Here is a 25,960-nt window from a genome sequence, read left to right on the forward strand (position 1 = left end):
CGCGCTATTACTGCTTCACACGCGCTGAACCCACGCGATCTGACAGGGCTTTGAATTCAGCCGGGGTCATTCCTTCGCCCAACAATTCCAGCTTGTACTTTTCCCCGGAAAACGGTTCGATTTCCAGAATGTAAGGGCCGGTTTGCTTGACGGTTTTGACATCCTTGAGCTCCCACTGGCGCGAATACTTCAGCCCTTCGGCGGATTCAAAATGAATCATGTTGTCCATAATGATCAGCTTGCCGGTGGTTTTCCCCAGCAGGTTGTCTTTGCGCGCCTGATAGATTTTCTGGCCCGGTTTGTCAGTGCTGGCCGTCACGTCTTTGGCTAGCGCGTCCGCCGGTTTCGCCATGACGGTTTCTTTGTACCAGGCGGCCAACCCCGCGCCGCTGCCTTCGACCAAACGAAAGGCAAAGCGATTGCGCTCACCGCTGCGGTCTTTGACGTTCTTGTTCGTATCAACGGTGATGACACCCTCCTGCTCGTTCCAGCCTTTGATATTGCCTTTATCAATGGCAAACGAGGCATCTGGCATTTCCTCATCCACAAAGATCAACTGCTCACCGGCAGTCACCAGGCGGCCTTTGGCGACACCGAAGTTGATCGAAAGCTCGGCCTTTTGCACTTTGACCGGGACTTGCGCGGCCACCACGCCGCACAGTCCCAGCGCGCACACAACGACAGCCAAACTACAACTCTTGAAGTAGCTCATTGAGATAGTTCTCCTTCTCGGAAAGAAAATTGAAATTCCAGGGATTAGTACGAATGGGGAGGAATGGGCAGCTTGGTCATCAATGGTGTCAACACGATCCAACTGCCATCTTGCGAACTGCGATACTGCGAATGGAGGTAACTATTTGCCTTGTCCGCGCTGATTTTGCAAGTCCTTCAAGCGCAACTTTCAGCTCTCGGCAAATTATGCCGCCGATCCGCGCCGGCTGTCGTGTGTGCGCAGGCGCCACAAAACAACCAAGGCGCCCAGCAAGATCGCCGCGCCTAACAAGAGCCGCGTGGTCGAACCCCAGACAGTCGCCAGGGTATGAATACCGCCGTCAAGCGCGACTTTTTGCACGCGCAGATAAGGGCCAATGCCCAAGGCCGTCGGCACGAGCGGCACGTCCGCCAGGCTCTCCAGCACGAACACTTCGTTGTTGAACACGGTCACCCCGGCGGGCAGCCAAAAGCGTCCGGTCGTAAAAATGGTTTCGACGCGCTGCTCCGCATTGATGCGGCGCACGGCGTGTTGCTCGGTATCTGCTACCAAAACATTGCCTTGCGCATCCACGGCCAAACCCAAAATCAGCGGCTGCGCGCTGCGCGCGACACCTGCCAGTGGATTGCCGCCCACCGTAGTAACGTTGCCGTCCGGCGCTACGCGGCGGATGCAGGCTTGGTCGCACAAATACAGCGCGCCGTCCGCGCCCAGAACCAGCGCGCCAATCGCGGTGAATTGGGCTTGCGCACCGTACCCGTCGGCATAGCCAGGCGCGCCCCCGGCCAGGAAGATCAATTGTCCCGCTGCTGTGCGTTTCAACAGCCGCATGGTTTGGGCGCTGCTTTCCACTTCATACTGGTTCCCGGCGGCATCGCGCGCGAACCCCGTGCCGTGCATGGCGCTCAAAGAAGACGAGCCTAGTTCGATCAGTTTGTCGTCGGTGTCAAACAGCCAGCGGCGGTTGCGCCATTGGTTGGCGGCGGCGTCCCAAGTGGCGTGTTCGCCGAACACATCCCCCGCTTGATCCAACCACAGATTGTGGGAATGCTGGCCTTTGAGCAACGAAACCAGCGTCCCACGGCGATTGATCTTCCAGATGCGCTGCTGGGCGGCATCGGCAAAATAAACTTCGCCGTCCGCGCTCACACAAATGCCCCAAGCCGGGTGCGCGCGGGCCGCTCCCACCGGCATCCCCAACCAGAACGCGAGCCATATGGCGTGGCGCAGCAAACGCCAGCAACACAAAGTCATCAACACAATCCCTCGAATGGAATTTCTACGAACGGCGGGCCATGGATAGGGAGGATTCAGCCGCAGCCTGGGCCAAACACCGTGCTTCTATATCATTCGCCGGTGTGGTAAGTCGAGAAGAGTTCGGGGAAGTCCAACTACGTCAGCCCAAATTCGCTGCGGCGTTGCACCACATCCCAACACGCGCAAACTCGTCCGAAGCGCTCGCAAAACACGGCGGCGGCTTGTCGCGCTCAATTCCCTATGGCATCTTGACGGCTCATTTTCACCGCAACCATTTTTCACGGACAGGAGAATCAGCTATGCAAATCGGTTTCATCGGTCTCGGCATCATGGGCCAGCCCATGGCGCGGAATCTGTTAAAAGCGGGCTTCCCGCTGGTCGTCGCGACGCGCACGCCCGGCAAAGCCGCCAACTTCGCCGACGAAAACGCCACGCTGGGCCGCGTGCAGGCTGCCGCAACACCTGCGCAAGTCGCCGCCCTTTGTGACGTCATCATCGTCATGGTCACCGATACGCCAGACGTAGTCGAAGTGGCTTACGGCGAGACTGGTCTTTTCGCCACGGCCAAACCCGGCACGATCATCATTGATATGAGCACCATCTCGCCCAGTGTCACGCGCGACCTCGCCACCAAAGCCAACAAGCAAGGCTTGCACTGGCTGGACGCGCCTGTTTCCGGCGGCGAGAAAGGCGCTATCGAAGGCACACTCACCATCATGGCCGGCGGCGCGGCTGAAGCGGTCGCGCAAGCGCAACCCGTGCTCAATGCGATGGGCAAACGCATCACCCATTTCGGCGCGCCGGGCAACGGTCAATCCGCCAAACTCTGCAATCAAATTATGGTGGCGGTGAACTTGATGGCCGTCTGCGAAACCATGACCTTTGCGCGCAAGGCCGGCTTGGATTTGAATCTGTTGCATCAAGCGTTGACCGGCGGCGCGGCCAATTCGTGGGCATTGGATGTATTGGGCAAGAAGATGATTGACCGCGATTTCAAACCAGCCTTCATGGTCAAGTTGCAGCAAAAAGATTTGCGACTGGTGATGGATGCGGCCAACAGCAATCATTCCGCGCTGCCCGCCGCCGGGCTGGCCCATCAAATGCTTGCCGCTGTCGAAGCCGAAGGGCGTGGCGAAGATGGCACGCAATCGCTGGTGCGCATTTTTGAACGGCTGGCGGGACTGGCTGAGTAACGCATGACAAGCCGTGCGCGCGCGCGGCGGCGTTCATTCACGACTGCCGCAAGCTGCTCAGCTTTTGCTGCAAGGTTTCGGCGTCAGGCAGTTGCGCAAAATCCAGGCAAAGCTGTTCCAAGGCCTGCCAGTCTTCGAGACCTTCCACTTGCGCACGCCAATCCACCGCTGGAAAACGGCGCGCGGCCAGCCGGGCCAAAATGTCCGCCGCCGCCTGCGCGCGGCCTTCTTCACGGCCTTCTTCACGGCCTTCTTCACGGCCTTCTTCTTGCGCTACCTTAAACAGGATTTGATAGGTCGGTGTCTGTTGAAACTGTTCAAACGTGATTCCAAACATGGTTCCTCTCCTTAACGCGACAACTAATTCGTCGTGAGTATAGCGAAGACTGCCCAAGACCAACAGACTGAAAAACAGGCTGTCGCGTAGGCCCGCGTCGGGTAGTTGCAACACGCGCAACGCCGCGCCGCGCAAATGCGCCTCAGCCCCTTGCATCAATGGCACGAATGGCAACACCTGCGGCCGGTCGAGCGCCAGCGCTAATTCCGCCGGCATTTCCCACACCTTGGACACGCGAAACCTGATCGCCACTTGCAAAGAACCCGCCGTCAAACTCAGCCCCTCCGGCACCACCGACGGCAAGCGTTCCGGCGTCAACAGCAGCACATAACAATCCACTTCATACTGAGCTTCATAGGTGAGCCAGATCAGCAACGCATAGGTCAGCATGCGCTGCGGCATCTCCGGTTCCCAGCGTGTCTGCGCCTCGACGTGCACGATGCGCGCGCCCACCGCTGTCCGCACCAGATAGATTTGATCGGAAATCTGTTTGCCCGCGCGCAACTCGCGCGAGAGTACCTCGATTGACAGCGCCTCGTGTGGCTGCACCGCGCCTAACAGCAACAGCAATGCCTCCGGGTCGCGCTCGGCTAACTCTTTGAAAGCGTCGTCGTACTTTGTGTTGGAAACAGCCATCTCCCTACCTTCAGCGTTCCAGCTTCAACCGCACGCCGCCCCGCACCAAACGCGGCATACCCAGCGTTTCCAGCGGCGTGCGTCCCACGACAATCTTCTCATCCAACAAATTCTGCACCGCTACAAACACCTCGAACCAGCGCCCCAGCGGACGCGCCACCGTCGCATCAACGACGGCAAAGTTGCCCAGCGGCAATAGATTCTGATCGTCATCGAACTGCTTACCGATGGCGCGAAACTGCACCGCCGCCGTCACAAAGCGCGGGTGCGCATACGCCGTTTGCAACGTGAACTGATGGCGCGCCACCTGCGGTACCCACAAACCTTCCAGCCGCGCATCCTGCGGCGCACGCCGGATTGTCGCGTCAACCAGCAAATAGCCCGCCGTGATTTGCCAATGCTTGGCGGGATTGAATTCGGCTTCGGCCTCCAGACCGCGCGAACGTGTGCGCCCCAGGTTGCGGCGTTCGCGTGTGATCAGCGTCGGCGTCGCCGACAGCGTAAAGTTCGCCACCGGATTGATCGTCTCCGTCCAAAAGCCTGTCGCGCGAAACCGTGTCCGCTGCCAAGCCGCCGCCGTCACGCCCGCTTCGCCGCCAGTCAAACGTTCCGCCGTCAGTTTCTCATTCGACTGCGTCAACGTATCGCCCACGCGGAATGAGCGATACAACTCATTCAACGTCGGCGCGCGAAAGGCGCGATACCCAGCGACGTGCAAATTGACGTGTTCGGCGACCGCATAAGACAAGGCCAGGCGCGGGCTAAACGCGCTTTCGGAACGCGGCGCAAAGAAGCGCGGCACAACTGCGCCCGTCGCCAGCGTCCGCGTCACCGAGGCCGCCGAAGAGTTGCGCCAATCGTCATAGCGCCCGCTCGCGGTCAGACTCAACTTGGAAGTCAGTTGGAAAATACCTTGCAAGAAACCGCCCGCGCGCCGCTGCCTGCCGCCCGCGCTGACAAACGAAGTCGCGCGATTGTTGGCATAGACGATCTCATCGCTCGTACCGCGCACGCCGCGCACGTCCAAGCCGGCGACCAGCAAATGCTTGCCCGCATTCAGCCGCGACCAATTGAACGACAACCCTGCATCGCGCGCGGGCACGAATTGCAAGCGCGACAACGTCTCGGAATTGCGATTGGCCGCCACCGCCGTGAAGCTCTGGTGATAACGCTGTTGATTGCCAAAGACCGTTAATTCCCACGTGCTGCCCTCGCCGGTTTGCACGCGCCCGCCCACGGCCAGCGATTCATTCGCCGTGTCGTTGTATTGCAAGACCGTTCCATTCGCACGGTCTTCGTCAAATAACGTCCCGCGCGCAAACACGTAGCTGTGCGCGTTGAAATCATTTTGCAGCCGCAGATTCAACACGCGATGTTTCGAGGCCGCCTGGGCATCCGCCGTCCCGCGCGTGGTCGGCGCAAGCAGAAAATAACCATCCGTGCGGAAAGCTTCGCCGGAAAGCGTCGCGCCAAAGCTCTTCCATTTCTCGCTGGCAAAGAACGAAACTTCGCCCGTGTCGCGATTGCCATAACTTCCTTCAACATTCACGTGACGACTGGCGGGCGGGCGCGTCAACAAGTTAATCACGCCGCTCAGCGCGTCCGAACCATACAAATCCGAAGCGCCGCCGCGCACGACCTCAATGCGTTCAATTGCGGTGCGCGGCACGCGATCCCAATAGACCCAACCGCCAAAGGCATCGTTGAGCGGCACGCCGTCTTGCAAGACCAACGTCCGGCTTGCGCCGCTTGCTCCCGCCCCGCGCAAGCTCACGCCGCCCGTCGTCGGATTCGCAACCAAACTACTCGCGCGGCGAAACAGACTGAAGCCGGGAATCTGGCGCAGCAGATCATCGGTCGTTTGCGCGCCGGCATTCTGGACATCGCGCGCATCCAGCAAGCTGATGCTGGCGGGCGCATCTTCCAACCGCACGGCAGCGCGGGCCGGAGTAACGGCGACGTCTTCGATAAGCAAAGCAGGTTCAAGCTGAATGGTGAGATTGACGGTTTGCGCCGCAAGGCTGACATGCTGCGTGATTCGGATGAATCCATCCGCTATCACGCGCAACTCGTACTCGCCGATGGGCAGAGTGAGGGTAAAGCGGCCTTCCGCATCCGTTTGTGCGCGAATTTGTGCGGAGGCAATCTCAACCGTCGCGCCTTTCACGCTTGCACCAGCCGAATCAACAATGCGCCCGGAAATTTGCTGCAGAGTTTGCGCCCCAGCAGACAATACAATGAGCAGAACATAAACCAAGAGGGAGCAACTTATTTTCATAACGCAATGAGTTTGGAGAGTAAGGTGATAATTAGAAAAAGGCGCGCAACGGTTAATCAGTTGCGCGCCCTAACATTCCGTTGGTGGGATTAAACGCTCACTACCGTACTTGCGCAAGCGGCGAAGCGCTGGGCGAAATTATTGGCGTTGGAGTCGCCAACGGCAGCGGCCTGCTTTCGGCAATGCCCTTTCCTTCTTTCAGCATGTGCAGTTGATTGATCGCGACGTTTTTCAACACCTCCACCGTATTGTTCGGCCATTCAATTTCGACGTGATCAATTTTGTCGTTGCGGCCCAGGCCAAAGGTCAGCGTTAATTCGCTCTGTGAACAATAACTCGAACCACTGTGGACGACCTGCCACTGCTTCGAACCATCGCCCGCGAAGACAGTGATCTTCGATCCGATGCCGTCGCGGTTGGCTTTGTCGCCGCTGGTTTTGAAACGCACAAAGCGTTGTTGATTGCCGCCCTCGTTGCGCAACAGATAGGCCGGGCCGCCGTTCGTCGTCACCAGCACGTCCAGGTCGCCATCATTGTCATAATCGGCATACGCCGCGCCGCGCGCGACGATGGGCCGCACAAACGGCTTGCCCGCCTTGCGCGTCGTTTCGGTGAACTTGCGCTTGCCGTCGTTGTGGAAGAGTTTCGGGGCCATCGCGTAAGTGATCTTCGGTTGCACGGCGTTGATGTCGTCCGCGACGTGGCCGTTGGCGAGGAAGATGTCCGGCTTGCCGTCCAAGTCGTAATCGAAAAAGAATAATCCAAACGTCAGCGACAACAGCGTCGCCTGCCCGATGTTGGAAGAAGGCGATTCGTCAATGAAGAGGCCCGCTTTGCCTTCGTTGTGGTAGACCGCCAGCATCTCATTCGAGAAATTGCCGATGATCACACTGGGAAAGCCGGAGCCATCGTAATCGGCAAAGTCCACGCCCATCCCGGCGCGCGCTTTGCCTTCGTCGCTAAACGCGATGCCCGCCGTGACCGCCGTTTCGCTAAACGTGCCGTTGCCGTTGTTTTTGTAGAGCTTGTTCGGCTGCGTGTCGTTCGAGACGAACACATCCGGCCAGCCGTCTTTGTTGTAATCCGTAATCGCCACGCCCATCGCCTTGCTGGTCGGATCGAAGATGCCCGCCTTTTCGCTCACGTCTTCAAACTTGCCGCCCGTGTTGCGATAGAGGCGCGAAGGTTGGCCCTTGTAACTTTCGGGCGTGCAATAGCTCTTGTTCGTACCGTCGAGCGAGCAGTTCAAGTCCTTCTCCAACTGCCAATCAACGTAATTGCACACGAACAGGTCGAGCTTGCCGTCCTTGTCGTAATCGAACCACGCCGCGCTGGTCGAAAACTCTTTCTCTTTGTCCAGGCCCAGCTTGGCTGTCACGTCGGCGAATTTGCCGCCGCCCAGATTGCGGAACAGATAGTTCTGGCCGAGCGCCGTGACGAAGATGTCTACGTTGCCGTCGTTGTCATAATCGCCAATGGCCGCGCCCATCCCATACATCGGCTTGGCTAAGCCAGCGGCAGCCGCGACATCGGTGAACGTGCCGTTCTGATTGTTGTGATAGAGCGCCAGCACCGAGCGGCGTGGCTTCTTCGCCTGTGGGGGCGCATCGGGAAAATCCATCCCATTGATCAGCAAAACGTCCGGCCAGCCGTCGTTGTCGTAATCAAGCCACGCGCCGCCCGCGCCCATCGTTTCGGGCAAATACTTTTTGCCATACGCGCCGTTGTTGTGGCGGAACTTAATCCCGGCTTGGCCGGTCACGTCAGAAAAAGTCACGTCGGCGAATTTCGCAGGCAGTGGCGGCAACCCAACAGGTGAAGGCGAAACGCTCGGTGCAGCCTCCGCTTGTGCAGGCGTCGCCACAGTGCTGGCGGGCAAGGGCGTGCTGCCTGTGGTGGGAGCGGGCGCTTGCGTGCTGTGGCAGGCGCTGACGAGCAGGCTGGTGATGAGCAGGGCCAATACACAACTCAATGATGCGAAAGATTTCATGGGATTAAATGCAATTACGAAGGAGGGCGACAGCTTTGGAGTGCGTGCGGCACAGGCCGCCGCTTTGGTATTCCCTTCATCGGCTAATTACTGAAGGAATACCAAAGCGGCGGCCTGTGCCGCACGCACTCCAGAGGCGCTGCCGCGCCGGACGGATTATCAATGCTTCACGCCATACACTTCCTGATACACGCGAATTGCTTCGTCCTCGGAAGGCAGGCGCAAGTTGTCGGTGAAACGGTTCATGAAACTAAACGCGCCGGTTTGCAGCACGATTTCGAGCGCGCCGTAATCCTGAAACTCAACGCGCAAAGCAGCGACATCGGCATCAGTCATTGAACCCGGCCCGCGCGTCAGTTTGCGCGCAAAAACGACGGCGGCGCGCTCGCGCGTGCTCAACTGCGTATCGTCTTTTTGCATCGCAACCAACTTGGCGGGATCAACGGCGAGCCTACGCAATCCGAGCACTTGATGCAAGGTGCAATAGCGACAACCGTTGGCCGCCGAGACGGCGAACGAAACGTGCAATTGCAACTCGCGCCCGAGCTTGGAATTGGCCCGCACCGCCGCGCCGTAGTTGCGCCAGGCCGCTTGCAGATCCGGCACCAGCAGCATCGCCCGTTGTGAATTGGCAATGCCCACGCCCAGACTGTTGGCCGCTGCGGCGCTTTCTTTCGCCGCATTGGCAGCCGCCACGACCGCCGCCATCTCTTCATCGCTGACCAACGCAATGCGCGCTTCGGTCAGCCGATTTTTTGGTTTCGCTGGCAAAGCAGGTTTGACTTGCGCATCGAGCGCCCACGCTTCGACTGGCAAATTCAACGCCTCGGCATAGCGCGTGAAGTAGTTGAAGAAGCAAACGACCATCGTCAACTCGACCATCTGTGCATCGTTGAATTGCCCGCGCGCCTTGGCGAATTCGGCGTCGGTGACGCCGTGGACATCGCGCGTCAGCAATTCGGCGTATCGCACGGCCAGTTGTTCGGCGGGCGTTAGCTCGCTCAGCTTTTCGCCTTTCAAACACTCTGCTACTTGCGCGCCGCGTTCGCTGGCGCGCAGCAAGCGCAGCATGTGCGCGGCGACATACGGGCTTTGATTCACCTGCGCAATGCGCAAGCCCAGCGCCGCTTTGAGTTCGGGCGCAAGCGTGCCGCCGGTGATGTACGTTTTGAAAAGCTGCGCGAAGGTTTGCGGCGCATTCGGGATTTGCGCCAAGCCGCGCAGGTAATTCGGCACGCGCCCGGCGTCGAAGGTTTCAATACTGCCGAGCGTCGCGGCGTTGCCCAGCGGCAAGCGCGCGGTCGCGTTGACGCGCTGTTGGGCGGCGGCTTCCAGCTTGGCGATGGGTAACAAGCTGGTTTGCGCATTGACTGAAAATGCAATCAATGCGGTGACGAAGAGTCCGGTGAAGAGGCGAAACATAAACGATTTCTCCCAGAGGAAATTGCGAGCATTCTCCCTGGGAGCGCAGGCATCCTTGCCTGCCGTAAAAGAAGTCGCGCAGCATCCTTCGCTCCGTTTCCGCACGATGCAAAACCGGGATAAGGAAGGCTCCGCGGCATTTTTTATAGCAGGCAAGGATGCCTGCGCTCCCAAGGGAAGTTTCAAATTAAAACGTAAAGCGCAGCCCCGCTTGCAAAGTGCGCGCATCGTGCGCCTGCGTAGACTTGCCAAACGAAGCCAGCGAGAGATCGGCATTCGGCAAAAACAGATTGACATTGTTGAGCGCATTGAACGCTTCCAGCCGGATTTGCAATTGGCGTTCGCCCCACACGGTGAAGCTGCGCGCGACCGAAAGATCGAGCGTCACCGCGCGCGGCCCGCGAAAGGTGTTGCGACCCAGCGTGCCGTTCTGGCCCAATGCGGGCGCAGGAAAAATGCCGGCGTCAAACAAGCCTTTCAGAAAATCGCGCTGGCTAAAGGAAGTCTTGAGCGTGCCGGGCGCGGGCGCATTCGGGCGATCATAGAACCAGCCGCCTACCGCGCCGCCACCGCCATCCAGATTGTAATCGCCGCCTGTGTTGCGGCCATTCACCAGATTGGACGGTGCGCCGTTCCAAACGGAAAACGGTCGGCCAGACTGGGCTGACAACACGCCGGACAGCAACCAGTCACGGCTCAACGCGCCCAACCAGCGCGGCGTTGTGTCAAAGATCATAGGCACAGCAGGCGTCCAACTTACGACGGTCGAAAGTCGCTGCGGAATATCGAACAACGAACGCGCCCGTTCACAACGCAAACACGCGGCGTCTTGCGCGCCTTTGCCCGGTTCGGAATTGTCGGTGAATTGGCCGGTCGAAGTGTCCGACGCCGTATCCAGCCATTTCGACCAGCGGTAATTCGTTTGCAGCGCGAAGCCGCCCAGGCGCGTCTGAGCAAAGGCGCGGCGCAGTTCCGCCGTGAAGGCGTGATAGCTGGACGTGACGCCATTCGTCACGAACAACAGCACGCCGAAATTCGGATTCAGGCGGTCTTCCTTGCCATCGGCCAGATCGCCCGCGAAACGGTTCACATCGTCAATGCGTTCGAGGTTGATGCCGTTGGTGCCGACGTAACCGGCTTCGACGATCCAGCCGCCCGCGAATTCGCGTTGCAGGTTCAGGAACCAGTTCTCGCTGTATTGCGTCTTGATCGTCGGGTTGACGACGAAGCCGGTGATGCGAATGGCGTTCTCACCGGCGGGCGTGTTGACGCCGCCTTTGGCGTTCAGGCCGCGCGCGAACTCGGCGTTAAACGGCACCGGGATGTTGTAAAGAATCTGCGTACCGATCTTGTTACTCGGTTGAATCACGCCTTGAATCGCATCCGGCGGCAAGGCGCGCGCGCCCGCGATGGATTGGCCGTGATGCGGCTGAAAGGCCAGACTGAATCCGGCGCGAATCGCCGTCTTGCGGTTGCCAAACGGATCGTAAGCCAGCCCGATGCGCGGCGCGAAATTGCGGCGTTGCGGCGTATACAAACGGTCTACGCGGCCAAGCGCGGCGTTGGCAAGTCGTTCGTTAAAGTTGTTGCCGGTACCGAGAATAATCGAAGACAAGCGGCCTTCGCGTTCGGTCACATCGCCGAAGTAGTCGTAGCGCAAACCCAGATTCAGATTCAACCGACCGGTCACTTTCCAATCGTTTTGGAAGAACGCGCCCGCTTCGTATTGCGTGAAGTAACGCGGAAAGCCCGCCGGTTTACCCGTCGCCGGATCAACCGTGAGCGTCTGACGGAACGGGCGGTCGGCAACAAAGTCCGCGATGCTGCGAAAGCTGAATGCGCCTGCGGTCGCCGGGCCAAGCGAAAGCCCTTTGAATGCGCGCCGCAATTCAAACCCGGCGCGCCACGTTTGTTTGCCGCGATCCAGCGTCAGCGTGTCGCGGATTTCGTAAGTGCGCAGCTTCGTGCGTGAATTGAAAATATCGCCGAAGGGCATCTCGATGCCCGTGATCGTGATGTCCGGCACGGCGGCGTCAGCATTGCCGCGTGTCGTGTCTACGTTTTGAAACGAGAAGCGCGCATCGTTGACGGCGCGTTGAAAGACGTGCACGTAGCCCAGATTCAAGTTGGCAAAGAAGCCGTCGAACGGCCCACGCGAACCGCGCAGCGCCTTGCCCAGCGTCGCGCGCGAAGAACTCGTGCCGCCCTGATCGCGCTGGTTTTCTGAAATCCAGCGCGCCGTCACTTTGTCCGCGCCGTTGTTGAAGCTGTGATCAAGCCGCGCCAGATACTGATCGAAGCGCACGTAATCGCGCAGCGTCGCCGCCGCCAGCGCAATCGCCGGGATGAAACCTTGCGCCGTGCTCAGACAGTTGCGCTGCTCCGCCACCGTCGCGCAACCCGTCGCCACGGGCGTGGGCGCGGGGAATTGTTTGAACAAACGCGCGGCGACGCCGGTAGGCGCGGTGCGAATGACGTAGTCGCGCAGTTGCGGCGTCTCGACCAAAAACGAAAGCGGACGCCCGACGGCGTTGCGCGTGCCTTCATACGAGCCGAAAAAGAAGGTGCGATTTTTGAAAACCGGGCCGCCCACGTTGCCGCCGAATTGATTGAAGACTTGCGGCAGCACTGCGGCGGAAAAGAAATTGCGCGCGTTGAGCGCGGCGTTGCGGTGGTATTCCCAGAGCTTGCCGTGCAGTTGATTCGTGCCCGCTTTGGTTTGCAGATTGATGACCGCGCCGTTGCCGCGCCCATATTCGCTGGAAAAATTGCCGGTCTGCACCTGCACTTCTTCCAATGATTCGAGCGCGGGCACGAGCGTCGGTTCGCCGGTGTTGTTCGGATTGGTGTTGAGCGCGCCGTCGAGCACGTAGTTGTTGCCGCGATAACGATTGCCGTTGACCGTCACGACGGGCGAATTGGTCAGCTTGGTCGAATTGGCCGAGCCTAGAATTTGCGTCGCGCCCGCGCTGAGTTTCGGCAGCAGGAAGACATCGCGTTGCGGCAGCGGCAGCGTCGTGAGTTGCTGATTGGAAAAGTTGTCTGAAAGACGGCCTTCGGTGGCGACGACGGCTTCGGGTTTGGCGTTGATGGTGATGGCTTCGGCAAGGTCGCCGACTTCGAGTTTCAGCACCAGTTCCGTCGTTTGGCCGACGTTGAGTTTCAGCCCGCGCTGTTCATAGCTTTTGAACCCGGCGGCGCGCACCTGCACGGTATAAATGCCGGGCGGCAGGCCGGCCAGCAGAAAGCTGCCTTTGTTGTCAGTCGTCGCCGCGCGTTGCAACCCGGTCTGTTCGTGGGTGGCGGTCAGCGCGATTTGCACGAGCGCGTTGCCGGTGCTGTCGCTCACCGCGCCTTTGAGTGTCGCCTCGGTGAATTGCGCGGCGGCGGATGCCGTGCAAAAGAGCAACACGCAGCACAGCGCGACAGCTTTGCAGGTTGGGGAAAGCTTTTGATGATTCATTGCTATGGGTAATCAGTAGTAGCGATAACACGCAAGCTTAGCCTGGTTTGCGATGGCGTTCACAAAAGGCCGCGTCGCGGTACCGTCCTGCGCACTTTTTTTCCGTAGACAGAAAACCGCCCACTAATTGCCCGCGCGTCCGCCGAGTGAATAGACCGTTGTCCGGGGGTGATAAAGCTGCCAGTCGAACCAGAAATCTTTGAGCAAGGCGACTGGTTTAAGTTTTTGTCCGGCGAGTTGACCGCTGATGGCCGCGCCGCTGAAATCCCAAGTGGAGCCGGTTTCGGCGTCTACAATTTGCAACGGGTTCGCCGCTGCTTTGACAAAAAATTCCAGCGTGCGCCCGTTGACGCTGCGCTCAAACACGCGGACGGATTGGTTGTCTTCGCCCACGATCAGAAAGAGCGGTACGCCGCCCAGTTCATCCAGCGTCAACCGTTGCTTGACCAAATCGGCCTGCGGATACGCCCTGCCCTTGCCATTCAATTCCAAGCCGACAATCAGCGTGCGTGGTTGCCAGGCGTCTTGCGGGTCGGCAGGCGTGACGACCCGCATACGTTGAATGCCTGCTTCCCAATCGGCTTTCTCATATCGCGCTTTGAACTTTTCGTCGGGCCGCAACACGCGCCCCTGCGGATGTTCGCGCTTCCAAACGGCGAACGAGATTTCGTCTACAAAAACCTGTTTGAGCTGTTTGCCTTTGAGTGGGCCGTGCAGGGCCGCCCCGCTGACCTGTTGCCACCAGGAATTGGTGGTTTCGTCGCGCATGATGAAGTTCTGGTTATTGATACCCGCCAGATGAAACTTCAGCGGCTGTCCGTCCACTTCGGCTTCCCACACCAGACCGGTGTGACAGAGCGTTCAGTACGTCGCGGTGATCGGCCTGCCACCGACGACATCGTTGACGACGTGGTGATAGGCCATCTGCCGCACCGGATAAGCCACGGCTTCCCCGTTGACCGCAATCGCCATCACCATGTCTTTGTCAGCCACAAAGTTGGCTTCGTCGGCGCGGGCATAAGCGACTGTCGAGAGGGGCGCGAACATCCATTCAAAATGGTTTTGCCGGGCAAACCAGGTGGCGACCAGCGCAGGCAGTAAAATCACCAGCAAAGCTAGCCTGCGAACCACGCCCGTGCGCGCCCGCCAGAGTGCAATGCTCACCCACAACGCCAGTGCGGTTGCCAGCGTCGTCACCCACGGCGCCCAGCTTTTCAAGGCATAAGAGACAGCCACGTTGCGGGCCGTTTGCGGGCGAAACGGTTGGATGTACCAAGCGGGCACGAAGACGAGCAGTACGGCGACGGCCACCACGGCGAGCAAGAGCAGCCATTTGACGAAGGTGCGCGGGGCAACGATTTGATAGGCGCTTGGGGCGTTTTGCATAAGACACAACTAGAAACCGGGTTATCCAAAAGCTGACAAGAAGCGTAATTTCTCCCTCCAACTCCGCTACTTCTTCAAGGTTTATTGAGCGCGTAATTAAAAACAAACCTGCCAAGTAACATCGTCCCTTTGCCACCCACCGGCGGATTGATCAGCAAAGATCGAATCGGGCCACGCGCCGGTTGCAAATGTGCATTGACCAAGCCCAACGGCTTGCCTGTGGCAGCTTCAAAGAAACGCACTTCCAGCATCTCGCCATCCACCCGTTTGTAGCCAAAAACATATTCGCCAGCGGGCAGCGCAAGTTCGCCGACCCTGAGCGACGTTTGCGCGATGAAAAAGTGCGAGTACTTACCTTCGGCAGCGTAACCCGCCGTAATGATGACGACGCCGGCAATAAATTTGCCTTTGCCGTCGGTCACACCCGCCGCCGTGCGCAACTCGGTTTCGATCTGCTCTTTCTCAACCGGCGCGCGGGCGGGGATCAGCGCCGCCAGTTCTTTCTCGGTGGCAGCGCGCCATTTCGTTTGCGCGCGCGCGGTGCTGGCGGCGGCCAAGCTTAGAGCAAGGCAGCACAGGCACAGTAAGCAGCGTTGCAGCGTCAACTGTTTTTTCACGATGGCATTGAAAGCGAGAGTATTGGTGACGAACGCACGTAGCCTAGCATTGGCGCGCCCGGCTGTCTTGGGTCTGAAGATTGAATTTCGAGTCATACTTTAGTTGGAGTTGTTTCCTGGGATTCCCTTTCCCGTCACCTGATGCGCGACGGGGTGCGGGGCAACAGTACACCAAAATATGACCAAGAGACGACTGCTGCGGCTTCGTTTTCCGCCAGCCTGGGGCTGGCGCGGTGGCGCCAGGCTTGTTTTAGTGAAGACGCGGGCGGCCTTTCTTCGACCCGCGCTTGGGCTTTTCCATCTGCAAGGCGGCGGCGGGCAAGTCCCAATACTTACCTTTGGCGGAGTTGCGTTCGATGGCGCCGGGGATCAAGCCTTGGTGAATCCAGTTCAAAACGGTGCGATAGCTGACGCCTTTCCTTTTTGCGAATTCTGCTGCGGTCATTGACGGGGGCTTCTCCATTGTCGTTCAGCCGGGAGCGGATAAATTTTTGCCACAGGCCACTTCGGCACAGGGAGGATTTCCTCTTCACCCCTCGGCACCTCTTCTTTACTTGCGTTGGGGTCGCGGTGACGTGTGACACTGTGGCAAAGCCTGGGCATTTAGGAAGCTGTGTTGCGAAGGCCAAAGCGTAACGCACCTTTTTCACTGCCCAACCGTTCACTGGCTACCAACCAGAGCGCCTCATTCTGAACACAGAATACCCGGGACGACAGGTAAGTAACGTTTGTGTTACGGCTCCAAATTGAGCTTGAACGGCTGGGCAAGAAAAAAGGGCGAAAACGTTTGGTGTTCAACCAACTGCGCAACTTCCCCCAAACAGCCTGAGAATACCATCCGTGGCGAGGCCTGTCTTGAATCCAGCGATTGAGCTGGAAGTCAAACTTTAGGTGGAGTAGGCGGGAAAGTTCCTCAATCTATAGACTTCAAGAAAAAGAATTTCCGTAGCCATCTCCAACGGAGCGTCAGCTAACAGCCTGGGGTGCAGCCCCAGGAAGCACATTGAGTCATTGTGCGAAGCCCTGAAAGGGCGACAGCCAAGCCTATGGCTGTCGCCCTTTCGGGGCTGGCCGAACCATTTGCACGACTCCCCAGGGCTTCACCCTGGGCTTATGGCTGGTCGTCCCTTTGGGACTTTTCGGAAATTCTTTTTCTTAAAAACTATAGGTGGACAATTCCCCGTTGTAACGCCGTCGTGGCAGCCTGGGTGCGGTCAGTGACGCCGAGTTTGCCGAGCAAGGAATTGATGTGCGATTTGACAGTGGCTTCGGAAATGGAAAGCGCGGTGGAAATTTCTTTGTTGCTGCGGCCTTTGACGATCAGTTCCAGCACCTGCAACTCGCGCCCCGTCAATTCCTGCCCGGCCATGCGTTCGGCCAAGCGTTCGGCCACGGCGGCGGGGATGCGCCGTGCCCCCGCGTGCACCGTGCGGATGGCGGCGAGCAATTCATCAAAGGACATGCCCTTGAGCAAATAGCTTTGCGCGCCGGCCTGCAACGCGCGGTAAATATCTTCGTCGCCGTCGTAGGTCGTCAGCACAATGATTTTGGCCGCAGGGGATTCCCGCCGGATGGCACGGGTCGCTTCGACGCCGCCCATTTCGGGCAAGCGCAAATCCATCAGCGTGATGTCCGGGCTGTGTTGGCGGAATAACTCAACGGCCTGCCGCCCATTCTCAGCCTCGGCGACGACATTCAGATCGGGTTCGGTATTGATGAGCGCGACCAAGCCTTTGCGGACGATTTGATGATCGTCCACAACCATGACGCGAATGGGTTGCGCGGAATTTGTTTCCATAAGCATTCTTCGTAACTACTCGCCATTCCCTGGGAGCGCGGGCATCCCTGCCCGCGCTCCCAGGATTATCCGTTAAGCGGCACTTCGACAATCACCTCTGTGCCTTCATTCGGCTGGCTCTTCAACTCAAATCCCCCTCCCAATTGTTCGACACGTTCGCGGATGCCGACCAAGCCGAAATGGCCGTTGGGGCTGCCCAATTTCGTGGCGACCTCGAAGCCACAGCCGTTATCGCGCACGCTGAAGCGCAACCGGCGCGCTTCAAACTCGAGTTGCAAATTCAATTGCGTGGCGCCCGCGTGTTTGAGCGCATTGGTCATTGCTTCCTGTCCGATACGCAACAGTTGGTCTTCGACGGCAGGACTCAGCGGGCGATAGGCACCGTGCACTTCGACATGCGCTTGTACGTTGGTGCCCGCGACCAGGCGTTTGGCGGTTTCAGCCAGCGCGGCGGGCAAGTCGCTGCCCTCAAGTGTCGGCGAACGCAAATCCCAGACAGAGCGGCGCGCTTCGGCCAGACTCGCGCGCGCCAGTTCGCGGGCCTGATCAAGCTGTGTTTTGGCCGCCGCCGGGGCGCGTTCCAGCAAGCGCGCCACCAATTCGAGTTGCACCGAAAGCCCCGCGAAACTCTGCGCCAACGTGTCGTGAATCTCGCGGGCGATGCGTGTGCGCTCGGCCAGTACGGCGGCGAATTCGCGTTCAACACGGCGGACGCGCGTGCGGTTCCAAGCGAAGACAAAGGCGACGAGGCTCAGCAAACACAGGCCATAAAACCAATAGGTGCGATAGAAATGCGGCTTCAGGTAAAACTCGAACGCCGCGCCCGTTTCGTTCCAGACACCGTCATTGTTGCAAGCCAGCACGCGGAAGCGGTAATGCCCGGCGGGCACGTTGGTATACGACGCCAGCCGCCGCGTCCCGGCGTCAATCCAAGCGGGATCGAAGCCTTCCAGCTTGTAGCTGAACTTGACCTGCTGCGGCGCGGCGAAACTCAACCCAGCGTAGTAAAACTCAAAGCGCGTTTGTCCCGGCGGCAAGACCAGCGGCGCGCCAGGATAAAACACGGCGTCATCCACGCTGACCTGTTCGATGGCGACCGGCGGCGGTTGATCGTTGATCACTAGCTGGGCGGGATCAATTGCCGCGACGCCTTTGAGCGTGGCAAACCAGAGCCGTCCGTCGCGCGTCCTGGCCCCTGCCGGATGCCCACCGCCGCTGCATTCGCGCGTTTCCAGGCCGTCGGCGGTGCCGTAACTCACTACAGGCAACGGCTGCGTTTCGTTTGGTTGGCGCGTTTCCAACGCCTGGCGGCTGACGCGCATGACGCCTTTGTTGGAACTCAGCCAGAGCTGGCCCTGGCCATCTTCCAGAATCTGATAGATCACGTCATCGGCCAAGCCGTCTTTGACGGTGAAGTGCGTGAACCGGCCCTCTTTGAACAGGTTCAAACCGCCGCCGTGCGTCCCGATCCACAGATTGCCCGGCGCGTCTTCGTAAAGCGCGATCACGACCTCGCTCGACAGCCCTGTAGCAGTCGTATAGTTGGTGAACTGGCCGTCTTTGAAACGGCTCAAGCCGCCCAAGGTGCCGATCCACAAGCTGCCATCGCGGCTTTCGCAGAGCGCGCCGACCAGATCATTCGCCAGGCCGTCGAGCATCGTATACGCCGTGAATTGGCCGTTCTGCCAGCGCGTCAGGCCGCGCCGCGTGCCGATCCACAAATTGCCCGCGCGGTCTGCGTACAGCGAACGGATGTAATCGTCCGCCAAGCCATCGCGCACAGTGAATGTGGTAAAGCGGCCTTGGCGAAACCGCTGCAAGCCCTGCGGTGTGCCGATCCAGAGATTGCCCGCGCGATCATCGCAAAGCGCCAACACGTCATTGCTGGCCAAGCCGTCTTTGGTCGTGAACGCCGTCCAGCGTCCATCTTTCAACCGGTTCAAACCTTCCTGCGTGCCGACCCAGAGATGGCCCGCGCGGTCTTCGAAAACGGCCCTGACCAAATTGGCCGACAGGCCCTGGCGTGTGGTGTGGGTAGTGAACTTTTTGTGCTTGATCAGATTCAGACCGCCCGCTTCGGTGCCCACCCACAAACTGCCCTCGCGGTCTTCAAAAAGCGCCAGCACCAGATTGCTCGAAAGCCCCTCGCGTTCGGTGAAGGTGGTCAAGACGCCGTCTTGCCAGTGCGCCAAGCCGCCGCGTGTGCCAATCCAAAGTCCGCCCTGTTTATCTTCCTGCAACGCTTCGACACGCTTGTCGGGCAAGCCCTGGCGCGTGGTGAAGCTCTGAAACTTGCCGTCATACCATTGTTGCAATCCGCCGGGCGTGCCGAACCACAGCCGCCCCGCCTGGTCTTGCGCGATGACCGTGACGCTGTTGTGCGCCAACCCCGCGCGCGTGGTGAAGCTCTGAAATTTGCCGTTGCTCCAGACCGACAAACCCTCCGGCGTGCCGATCCACAGGCGGCCCTGTTGATCTTCAAAGAGCGTCTTGATCGTTGATCCGGCCAAACCCTCCGGCGTGCCAAAGCGCGTGAAAGTGCCGTCTTTGAAGCGGTTCAATCCATCCAGCGTGCCGATCCAAAGCGCGCCGCTGCGGTCTGCCAGCAAGGTCTCGATGCTGTTGTGCGACAACCCATCGCGCGTCGTGAAGGCCGTAAACTGGCCCTCGCGATAACGGTTCAACCCATTCGGCGTGGCAATCCAGAGGCTGCCCGCGCGGTCTTCATACACCGACCAGATGTTGTTACTCGACAATCCGTCCCGCGTGGTAAAGGGTTGGAAATGGCCGTTGGCATACAACACCAACCCGCCCGGCGTGCTGATCCACAGGCGTCCGGCGCGGTCTTCAAACAGCCCGCGAATCTGGTTATGCGGCAGTTGCGGCGTGTTCTGTTTGTCGAAGACCACAAAGCGCAGCCCGTCAAAACGCGCCAACCCTTCCTTGGTACCGAGCCAGAGGTAACCAGCGCGTGTTTGCAAGATGGCCTGCACAGTGTTTTGCGGCAAGCCCTGTTCGGTCTGCCAACTCGCCAGGCCGAATTGTGCGGGGGCTTGCGGCTGGCTTTGCGCACGCACCGGCGTCCACACAATTTGGCCGCGCTGCGCCAAACCGGCGAGCACCAGGGTGAGTGCGCAGAGCATGACGGGACGCAGACGCGGCATTGGTTTAGCAAATGTGCTTAACGGAGAATTGGTGCGGGCGTCAGACTATGCTTGAACGGCTGCTGCCAGCAAGTGTTGATGAACCAAAGCCACCGAGACAAGACCAATAGCAGCGCCAAAACAGGCAAGCCGCCCGCTGACTGGCAACGGGCGGCTTGGAGTTTCACACCAACAACCAGTTAAGCGCCTGGCCTAGATCGTGATCTTGGTGCCATCGAACTTGGTCAGCGTCATCTCAACGTTGTCGTTGTAAGTGAGCTTCTGCTCTTCCAGGATGGCGATGGTGACCGCTTCGCCGAGTCTGAGCGAATTGACGGCATCGGTGCGCCAATGCACGCCTGCGCCATTGCGGCCATTGGCGACGTTGGAAGCGACCTTGTTGAGTTCGCCGCCAATGGTCAACGGTGGGCCTTCGTAGGGGATGAGGCCAGTCCCGTCGGCATTCACCATCATTGGATTCTTGACGACGTCCGTCTCGTCGAAGAACGCTTTCAGCGCCGTCACACAGGCCCCGGCGACTGTCGCGTGGCCGGAACCATACGACGAATGGGTCGGGCTGCCTTCGGCAAACGCCGTGGGGAACAGATAGGTGCCGTACTTGCTGAAGGTGTCAGCCACTGCACGCGAAGCCAGTACGTCCGGATGCAGCGGGTAACGCGCCGCGCCAGTCAGGTGGTTATGCACGCGCCCGCCAAATTCCTCCGGACGGAGACGATGATGGACGAACCATTTCTGATACCAGACGGCCTTGAGCGCGCGTGTCGCCACTTCGCACACCAAACTGAGAATGTGCGGCCCGCCACATTGCGCGAATGGCGCCTGGGTTTTGGAGTCGTACAGCGGCAAGCCCGGATCGAGGCGCGCGCCCTGTCCCATCATGATCAGACAGGCATGCAGATAGGCTTGGTAAAGCGCATCCACGTGCACCCACTGCGCCATGTCGCGCAGATTGCGGATATACCGGGGCGTCGGATCGTATTGGATAGTGGCGCTCGGATCGGCCCCGTTCTGCACGTCCAGCCAGTCTTGATACTTTGTTTGGTAATCCACGCCGGCGACTACGGTCTTCATTTTCTGCGAAACAAAGTTGGCGCCGAAGTTGAAGTCCAGCGTCAGAAATTGCGAGAGCCAGGGGCCTGTCAGATCGCCCGGCGTGCTGTTGCGGAAGATTGTGCCGGGCGTGACTTTCCCGCTCACTTTCGGCCCGCGAAAATCGGACATGGTAGAAAGCTCTGCTACCGCGCGTGCGATGAGCGGATCATTGCCATAGTCGTTGAAGTTGACGTCGCGCGTGAGGGCCATCCAATACAACTCGACCATTTCACCTGCCTCTTCGGCACTCGCCAGGGTTGGCGGTGGCGGCAATGTGACGTGATGCGAATCGGCCCCTTCCAAATCCATCGCCAAACCGGCTTGCGGGCTAGTTAGCTTGCGACCGAGGCCGAGAGTGATTTGTTCAAAAAGCGCCGGGTTCTCGGTTTCCCGCGCGCGCGCGAGGGTGGCATAAGCGGCCGGGTCTACTTCGCCCAGTTGGTTGTGCGGCAAGCCCTTGGTGTAACTACCAATCTTATTGGCATACAGCGTGTCGTCGCCATTGCTGATATGCGAAACAATTGAACGTTCGCGCGCCAACTTCGCCGCCGCCGTGCGGCACTTGTACGCTTTCATGTAGCGGTTCGAAGCCAACGAGGCGGGTTCGGTGCCGAAGGGAAAATTCGGATCGTCGCACGTCGGTACGGTACGCTGGACGCCGCCGAATTGCGCTAACGCCGGTTGCGCAGACATCCCGGCGGCAATGGTCGCGGCAGTAGCACCGCCGACAGCACCCAGGAACTTACGGCGACTGGATGAGATTTCAAGGGCAGGTTGTGCGGTAGACGAATCTGTGGTGGCGGGCGTGGTGGGCGCTGTTGCAGCGCTGGCGTCCGCCGTTAAATTGCGCTTCTTCATTTGATACTCCTTGCGTGAAGAGGGACTTGGTTATTTGACGGGTGAGCAAATCGCGCTACGAGTCTGGCACACGAACATATACCGCGAAGCTGCAAGCGCTCGTCAAACGTGCGCCGCTGTTCGCGCCAAGCGTGGAAGATCATATTGCGACTGCCACAAACATCAAGTTCACAATGGAGAGTAAGGTGACGAGGGATGTGTTTACTCAGCAGCATAAAGAGGGCAGGCACCAAAAATGAGAGCGGACCCGAAGCAATTTTTTAATTATGCGGGGATGATAAATGCCCTCAAACGTGCGGATGATTGCACAACTGTAAAAATCTCTGCAACAGATTTTTTGACTAAACGCCTGCCAACGTAGCGCGGCGCGCGCAGATCATGCCGCGCTCTGTTTCAGCGCAAGGCTGCCGCCAATTTGCGCGGGCGCACTGCCGCCGTCCGGTCATTCCGCGAGAGCGCCGCCGCACTCTTATTTGACAGCGCGGGCTTGGCGGGCGGGCCTAGCGCGACGGTTAGGTGTTCGTGAATCTGTTGTCGTTCGTTGTTGTCTTCGGGATGCAATTTGCGATATGGGCCGGTGATCGCTTGTGCGGATTCGTCAGCTTTGAAGCGGCGATATAACGTCTCTTCGCGCTTGGCTTCATCTGCCTTGCCCAAGCCCTGATAGCAGAGCATCAGGTTGTAATGCGCCTGCAAATCTTCGGGATCAATGCCCAGGACTTTGTGCAAGGCGTTGACAGCCTCTGGATAGCGGCGCTGCAAAAACAGCACGCGGCCCAGCGTGTTTTGCACAACGCGGTCACGCGGATATTGTTCGAGGGCCACGTTCAGATACTTCAGCGCCTCGTCGTATTTCCCCGCCGCTTTTAAGGTCAGCGCGTAAAAGAAATTCGTCTTGGCCAGTCGTGGATTGAGCGCCAGTGCCTTTTGCAAAACTTCCGCCGCTGCTTCCATCTCGCCTTCCTGAATGCGCGCGCGCGCGACGTTGACCCAGCCATCGGCGTAGCCCGGTTCCATTTGCGTGACTTTCAGGAAGACGTTTTCCGCACCTTTCAAATCGCCTTGCAGCAACAGGCCGATGCCGTAATCGTTCCAGCGTTCGCGCACGTCGGGCGACAGCACAGATTTCATTTCCGGCAATTTGTCTTTGGCCCCCTTGCCTGAATTGATGACGCGCAGGGCAACGGTGTCTTCAGCCATCACCGTGATGGGCAGATTCGGAATCGCCTTCAATCCACCCGACACACCCGACGTGTCGCCCGTGAACAACCAGCGCCCGTTATCGAAACCGGGGCCGACCTGCAAATCGGTCTGTTGCGGATCGCGCACGCCCGCGTATGACCAATTCGTATTCCACCAGTTGAATTTCCGATAGTTGACCTTGGCCTTGAGCGTGATCTGATCGCCGCAATCCGCCGGGATGTTCAACCGATAGTGAATCGTATCCGCCGCGCCCGGCGGCACCAGCCGCACATAAGCGACCGTGCGCGCGGCCCAGGCATTGCGTTTGTTGATCGGATTGCCCTGCTCATCCAGCATCAGCGAACGATAGAAATGCGCGCCTGGCTCGACCGGCCCCTTGCCGCCGTCGGTGACTTCACCACTCCAGAAAATCTTCTTGCCCGTGTTGTCGAAAGCTTCCAACTCGACCCACACGTCAAAGCCATCCACCGTGCCGCCGGGAAAAAAGTGGCCGACCTTGCGCGTGCGCACGACGACTTCGACGCGCATCGAATCGCCGCGCCGTACCGTGGCGTTGGCGACTTTATTCAACGGCGCGATCACTTCAACCGGTTTGGTGATGAAGGCCTGCGCCGCGCCAAAGCTGGCCGATTCCTCGCCGACCGCGAACATCGAGGCCAGTTGCTGATCTTCGCCCGTCGCGCGTTTCAATTCTTTGACTTCAGCTTTTTCTGAAACCGGCGCGCCCGGCGTCATCGCGAAGATGTCCACCGTGACCTGCTTGTCTTTGAGGAAATCCTGTGTGGCTTTCAACTGCGCCTGATCGCCGTTGACAAAGGGCAGCGCCGTGTTGGCCGCCGGGAAGCGGTGCGATTTGATCTTGCCGTTCTTGGCCGCCGGGTCTTTGGAATCAATCAGCGGCATGTGGCATTCGGCGCACTTCTTCGGTTTGTCGGGATAGTAAAACGCCCGCGCGCCCTGCCCCGACACGCCCGACGCCTGCCAGTTGTCGTAATCATTGAAGCCACGGAACCAGCGATACCCATTCACCGGTTTGTCGAGATGCACCTTGTGGCACGACGCGCAGTATTCCGGCGTGTTCTCGCGCATAAACGGCTTGATGAAGGTCTTGGTGTGCATCTCCGGGTTGGCGTAAGTCAGAAAGTCGTGGCCCCATTGCAGCACCTTGTTTTCGCTGGTCGCCATATCGTGCAGCGTGGGGTATTCGATCTCGAAACCGCCATTCCCCATCGAACTGTTGACGTGCACAATGGAATGGCACGACAGACAGCCCAAGCCGTTCTGCGCTTCGGGAGTGTTGATCTGGTTCTTGATCGGATTATCAAAGCGCCCGTTGAAAAAGACCGCGTGATCGTGGCAACCCGCGCACCATTTCGACGGCTGGGTGCCGACGACATCCTGCATGTATTCAATGGATTTGCGGTACCACTGATTGTTGAACGAAGACATGTGGTGCGCCGACGAATTCCATTGATCGTAAATTTCTTTGTGGCAACGCGCGCACGATTGCGAAGTCATGAAAAAGTTCGCCGGGATGATGCCGTTGACGTTGGTATTCGCCGACGATGGCCAGAACGGACTCTGCGGCCCCGCGCCTTCGCCTTCCATTGCCAGCGGTGCATTGGTCGGATTCACGATGTAATCACGGCTGGCGCGCGTGTATTTTTGGTAATAGCCCGCCACGACCGGGAACAGCAACGCCACGGCTAATACACCGCCAAATGCCCGCGCAAATTTCGGACTGCTCGCGTGTTGCCGCAACAACGCAAAGGCCAGCGCCAACACACCCACGACGCCCGTGATCACGTGCGCTGTTGCCACCCAATGCAACGGCTTGCGCGCGACCAAAAACGGCATCACTGCGCCAAAGGCGAGAATGGCTAAGCCCAAACCGCCGCTTAACAGCAGGATCAACGCGCTCAACCGAAAGGGCGCACCCAACTCCGACCAAGTGCGCGTCAAGAGGCGTAGGAACAGCATCAACAGCACCCAGCCGCCGATGAAGTGTAGCCCGATGTTGGCGATGTAAAAGAGGGTCGGAAACCCAAAGGCCGCCAGATAGGAGCTATTGAGCAATAGCACTAAGAAGCCGATGGCGAGCAATTTGGTTAAACGTGCGTTCTCAGTAGATAGAAGACCACTTTGCATTTCCTTGGACTCCAACGCAATGCCACATGTCTGACCCCTACTTGCCATAGGAAGCTGCAACGGAGGCAAAGCAACTGTTCAAACTGGTTTTTATGATTTTATTTGGAGAATGTTCGGGGTGAATGTAGAGCCATGGCAAGAAATTAAGCAAGCCAGGGCAAACCTGGGTACGCACCGCTTCCAGCGTGCAGCCTCGGCGAAAGACGCAAACCTACCGGCAGGGATTCGCTTCATGCCGAGACCGCACGCTGGAAGCGGTGCGTACCCAGGTTTGGACATTCGGGCAGTCAGCGTGTAATTTATGCGCCTGCTTCAATCAACAACACCGCTTCAATTCACCCCGCATTGCAAGCTAAGAGCAAGGAGATTTCTGTTTTGTCAGAGACCCCAAGCAATCAAGATAAAT

At 58.9% G+C, this 25,960-nt stretch carries 16 protein-coding genes; 1 reads left to right on the forward strand and 15 read right to left on the reverse strand.

Annotated elements, in window-relative coordinates:
* Window positions 1-7: 7 nt before the first annotated feature.
* Complete coding sequence (locus HY011_21450) at window positions 8-712, reverse strand: hypothetical protein (GenBank protein ID MBI3425498.1); 705 nt, start codon at window positions 710-712, stop codon at window positions 8-10.
* 204 nt (window positions 713-916) lie between these two features.
* The gene (locus HY011_21455) at window positions 917-1,966 is read right to left on the reverse strand and encodes a hypothetical protein (protein MBI3425499.1); all 1,050 of its coding nucleotides are present in this window, start codon (window positions 1,964-1,966) and stop codon (window positions 917-919) included.
* A 302-nt stretch (window positions 1,967-2,268) separates the two neighbouring features.
* On the opposite strand from HY011_21455, the gene HY011_21460 reads away from it, so the two are divergent.
* The gene (locus HY011_21460; protein MBI3425500.1) at window positions 2,269-3,162 is read left to right on the forward strand and encodes an NAD(P)-dependent oxidoreductase; all 894 of its coding nucleotides are present in this window, start codon (window positions 2,269-2,271) and stop codon (window positions 3,160-3,162) included.
* 37 nt (window positions 3,163-3,199) lie between these two features.
* Here the strand turns inward: HY011_21460 and HY011_21465 are convergent, their stop codons facing one another.
* From HY011_21465 to HY011_21525, 13 genes are all read right to left on the reverse strand, one after another.
* Entirely contained in the window at window positions 3,200-4,135 is a 936-nt protein-coding gene (locus HY011_21465) for a hypothetical protein (GenBank protein ID MBI3425501.1), read from the reverse strand.
* A 10-nt stretch (window positions 4,136-4,145) separates the two neighbouring features.
* A complete protein-coding gene (locus tag HY011_21470) occupies window positions 4,146-6,302 on the reverse strand; it encodes a TonB-dependent receptor (protein MBI3425502.1) in 2,157 nt (718 codons plus the stop codon).
* 211 nt (window positions 6,303-6,513) lie between these two features.
* Window positions 6,514-8,403, reverse strand: coding sequence for a CRTAC1 family protein (locus HY011_21475; GenBank protein MBI3425503.1), 1,890 nt, complete (start codon window positions 8,401-8,403; stop codon window positions 6,514-6,516).
* 159 nt (window positions 8,404-8,562) lie between these two features.
* Window positions 8,563-9,825 (reverse strand): carboxymuconolactone decarboxylase family protein, encoded by a 1,263-nt coding sequence (locus HY011_21480; protein MBI3425504.1) that lies wholly within the window; start codon window positions 9,823-9,825, stop codon window positions 8,563-8,565.
* A 187-nt stretch (window positions 9,826-10,012) separates the two neighbouring features.
* A complete protein-coding gene (locus tag HY011_21485; GenBank protein MBI3425505.1) occupies window positions 10,013-13,288 on the reverse strand; it encodes a TonB-dependent receptor in 3,276 nt (1,091 codons plus the stop codon).
* 123 nt (window positions 13,289-13,411) lie between these two features.
* The gene (locus tag HY011_21490; protein MBI3425506.1) at window positions 13,412-14,128 is read right to left on the reverse strand and encodes a DUF3179 domain-containing protein; all 717 of its coding nucleotides are present in this window, start codon (window positions 14,126-14,128) and stop codon (window positions 13,412-13,414) included.
* Between the two features lie 21 nt (window positions 14,129-14,149).
* Complete coding sequence (locus HY011_21495; GenBank protein MBI3425507.1) at window positions 14,150-14,674, reverse strand: DUF3179 domain-containing protein; 525 nt, start codon at window positions 14,672-14,674, stop codon at window positions 14,150-14,152.
* A gap of 74 nt (window positions 14,675-14,748) precedes the next feature.
* Window positions 14,749-15,387, reverse strand: a complete 639-nt coding sequence (locus HY011_21500; protein ID MBI3425508.1) for a hypothetical protein — start codon at window positions 15,385-15,387, stop codon at window positions 14,749-14,751.
* 154 nt (window positions 15,388-15,541) lie between these two features.
* The gene (locus HY011_21505; GenBank protein ID MBI3425509.1) at window positions 15,542-15,736 is read right to left on the reverse strand and encodes a hypothetical protein; all 195 of its coding nucleotides are present in this window, start codon (window positions 15,734-15,736) and stop codon (window positions 15,542-15,544) included.
* A 717-nt stretch (window positions 15,737-16,453) separates the two neighbouring features.
* A complete protein-coding gene (locus HY011_21510) occupies window positions 16,454-17,089 on the reverse strand; it encodes a response regulator transcription factor (protein ID MBI3425510.1) in 636 nt (211 codons plus the stop codon).
* 65 nt (window positions 17,090-17,154) lie between these two features.
* Entirely contained in the window at window positions 17,155-20,253 is a 3,099-nt protein-coding gene (locus tag HY011_21515; protein ID MBI3425511.1) for a histidine kinase, read from the reverse strand.
* 192 nt (window positions 20,254-20,445) lie between these two features.
* Window positions 20,446-21,921, reverse strand: coding sequence for a vanadium-dependent haloperoxidase (locus HY011_21520; GenBank protein MBI3425512.1), 1,476 nt, complete (start codon window positions 21,919-21,921; stop codon window positions 20,446-20,448).
* Window positions 21,922-22,596: 675 nt separating this feature from the next.
* Window positions 22,597-25,554, reverse strand: coding sequence for a tetratricopeptide repeat protein (locus HY011_21525; GenBank protein MBI3425513.1), 2,958 nt, complete (start codon window positions 25,552-25,554; stop codon window positions 22,597-22,599).
* Between the last annotated feature and the right edge of the window lie 406 nt (window positions 25,555-25,960).

The organism is Acidobacteriota bacterium, from assembly GCA_016196035.1.
Classification (GTDB): Bacteria; Acidobacteriota; Blastocatellia; order RBC074; family RBC074; genus JACPYM01.

Bases quoted from the DNA above. Each gene is read 5' to 3' on its own strand.
- HY011_21510 (MBI3425510.1), bottom strand. From the start codon at position 17,089: ATGGAAACAAATTCCGCGCAACCCATTCGCGTCATGGTTGTGGACGAT.
- HY011_21505 (MBI3425509.1), bottom strand. From the start codon at position 15,736: ATGACCGCAGCAGAATTCGCAAAAAGGAAAGGCGTCAGCTATCGCACC.
- HY011_21515 (MBI3425511.1), bottom strand. From the start codon at position 20,253: ATGCCGCGTCTGCGTCCCGTCATGCTCTGCGCACTCACCCTGGTGCTC.
- HY011_21525 (MBI3425513.1), bottom strand. From the start codon at position 25,554: ATGCAAAGTGGTCTTCTATCTACTGAGAACGCACGTTTAACCAAATTG.
- HY011_21465 (MBI3425501.1), bottom strand. From the start codon at position 4,135: ATGGCTGTTTCCAACACAAAGTACGACGACGCTTTCAAAGAGTTAGCC.
- HY011_21460 (MBI3425500.1), top strand. From the start codon at position 2,269: ATGCAAATCGGTTTCATCGGTCTCGGCATCATGGGCCAGCCCATGGCG.
- HY011_21500 (MBI3425508.1), bottom strand. From the start codon at position 15,387: ATGACTCGAAATTCAATCTTCAGACCCAAGACAGCCGGGCGCGCCAAT.
- HY011_21520 (MBI3425512.1), bottom strand. From the start codon at position 21,921: ATGAAAGCGTACAAGTGCCGCACGGCGGCGGCGAAGTTGGCGCGCGAA.
- HY011_21485 (MBI3425505.1), bottom strand. From the start codon at position 13,288: ATGAATCATCAAAAGCTTTCCCCAACCTGCAAAGCTGTCGCGCTGTGC.
- HY011_21495 (MBI3425507.1), bottom strand. From the start codon at position 14,674: ATGCAAAACGCCCCAAGCGCCTATCAAATCGTTGCCCCGCGCACCTTC.
- HY011_21455 (MBI3425499.1), bottom strand. From the start codon at position 1,966: ATGACTTTGTGTTGCTGGCGTTTGCTGCGCCACGCCATATGGCTCGCG.
- HY011_21450 (MBI3425498.1), bottom strand. From the start codon at position 712: ATGAGCTACTTCAAGAGTTGTAGTTTGGCTGTCGTTGTGTGCGCGCTG.
- HY011_21480 (MBI3425504.1), bottom strand. From the start codon at position 9,825: ATGTTTCGCCTCTTCACCGGACTCTTCGTCACCGCATTGATTGCATTT.
- HY011_21475 (MBI3425503.1), bottom strand. From the start codon at position 8,403: ATGAAATCTTTCGCATCATTGAGTTGTGTATTGGCCCTGCTCATCACC.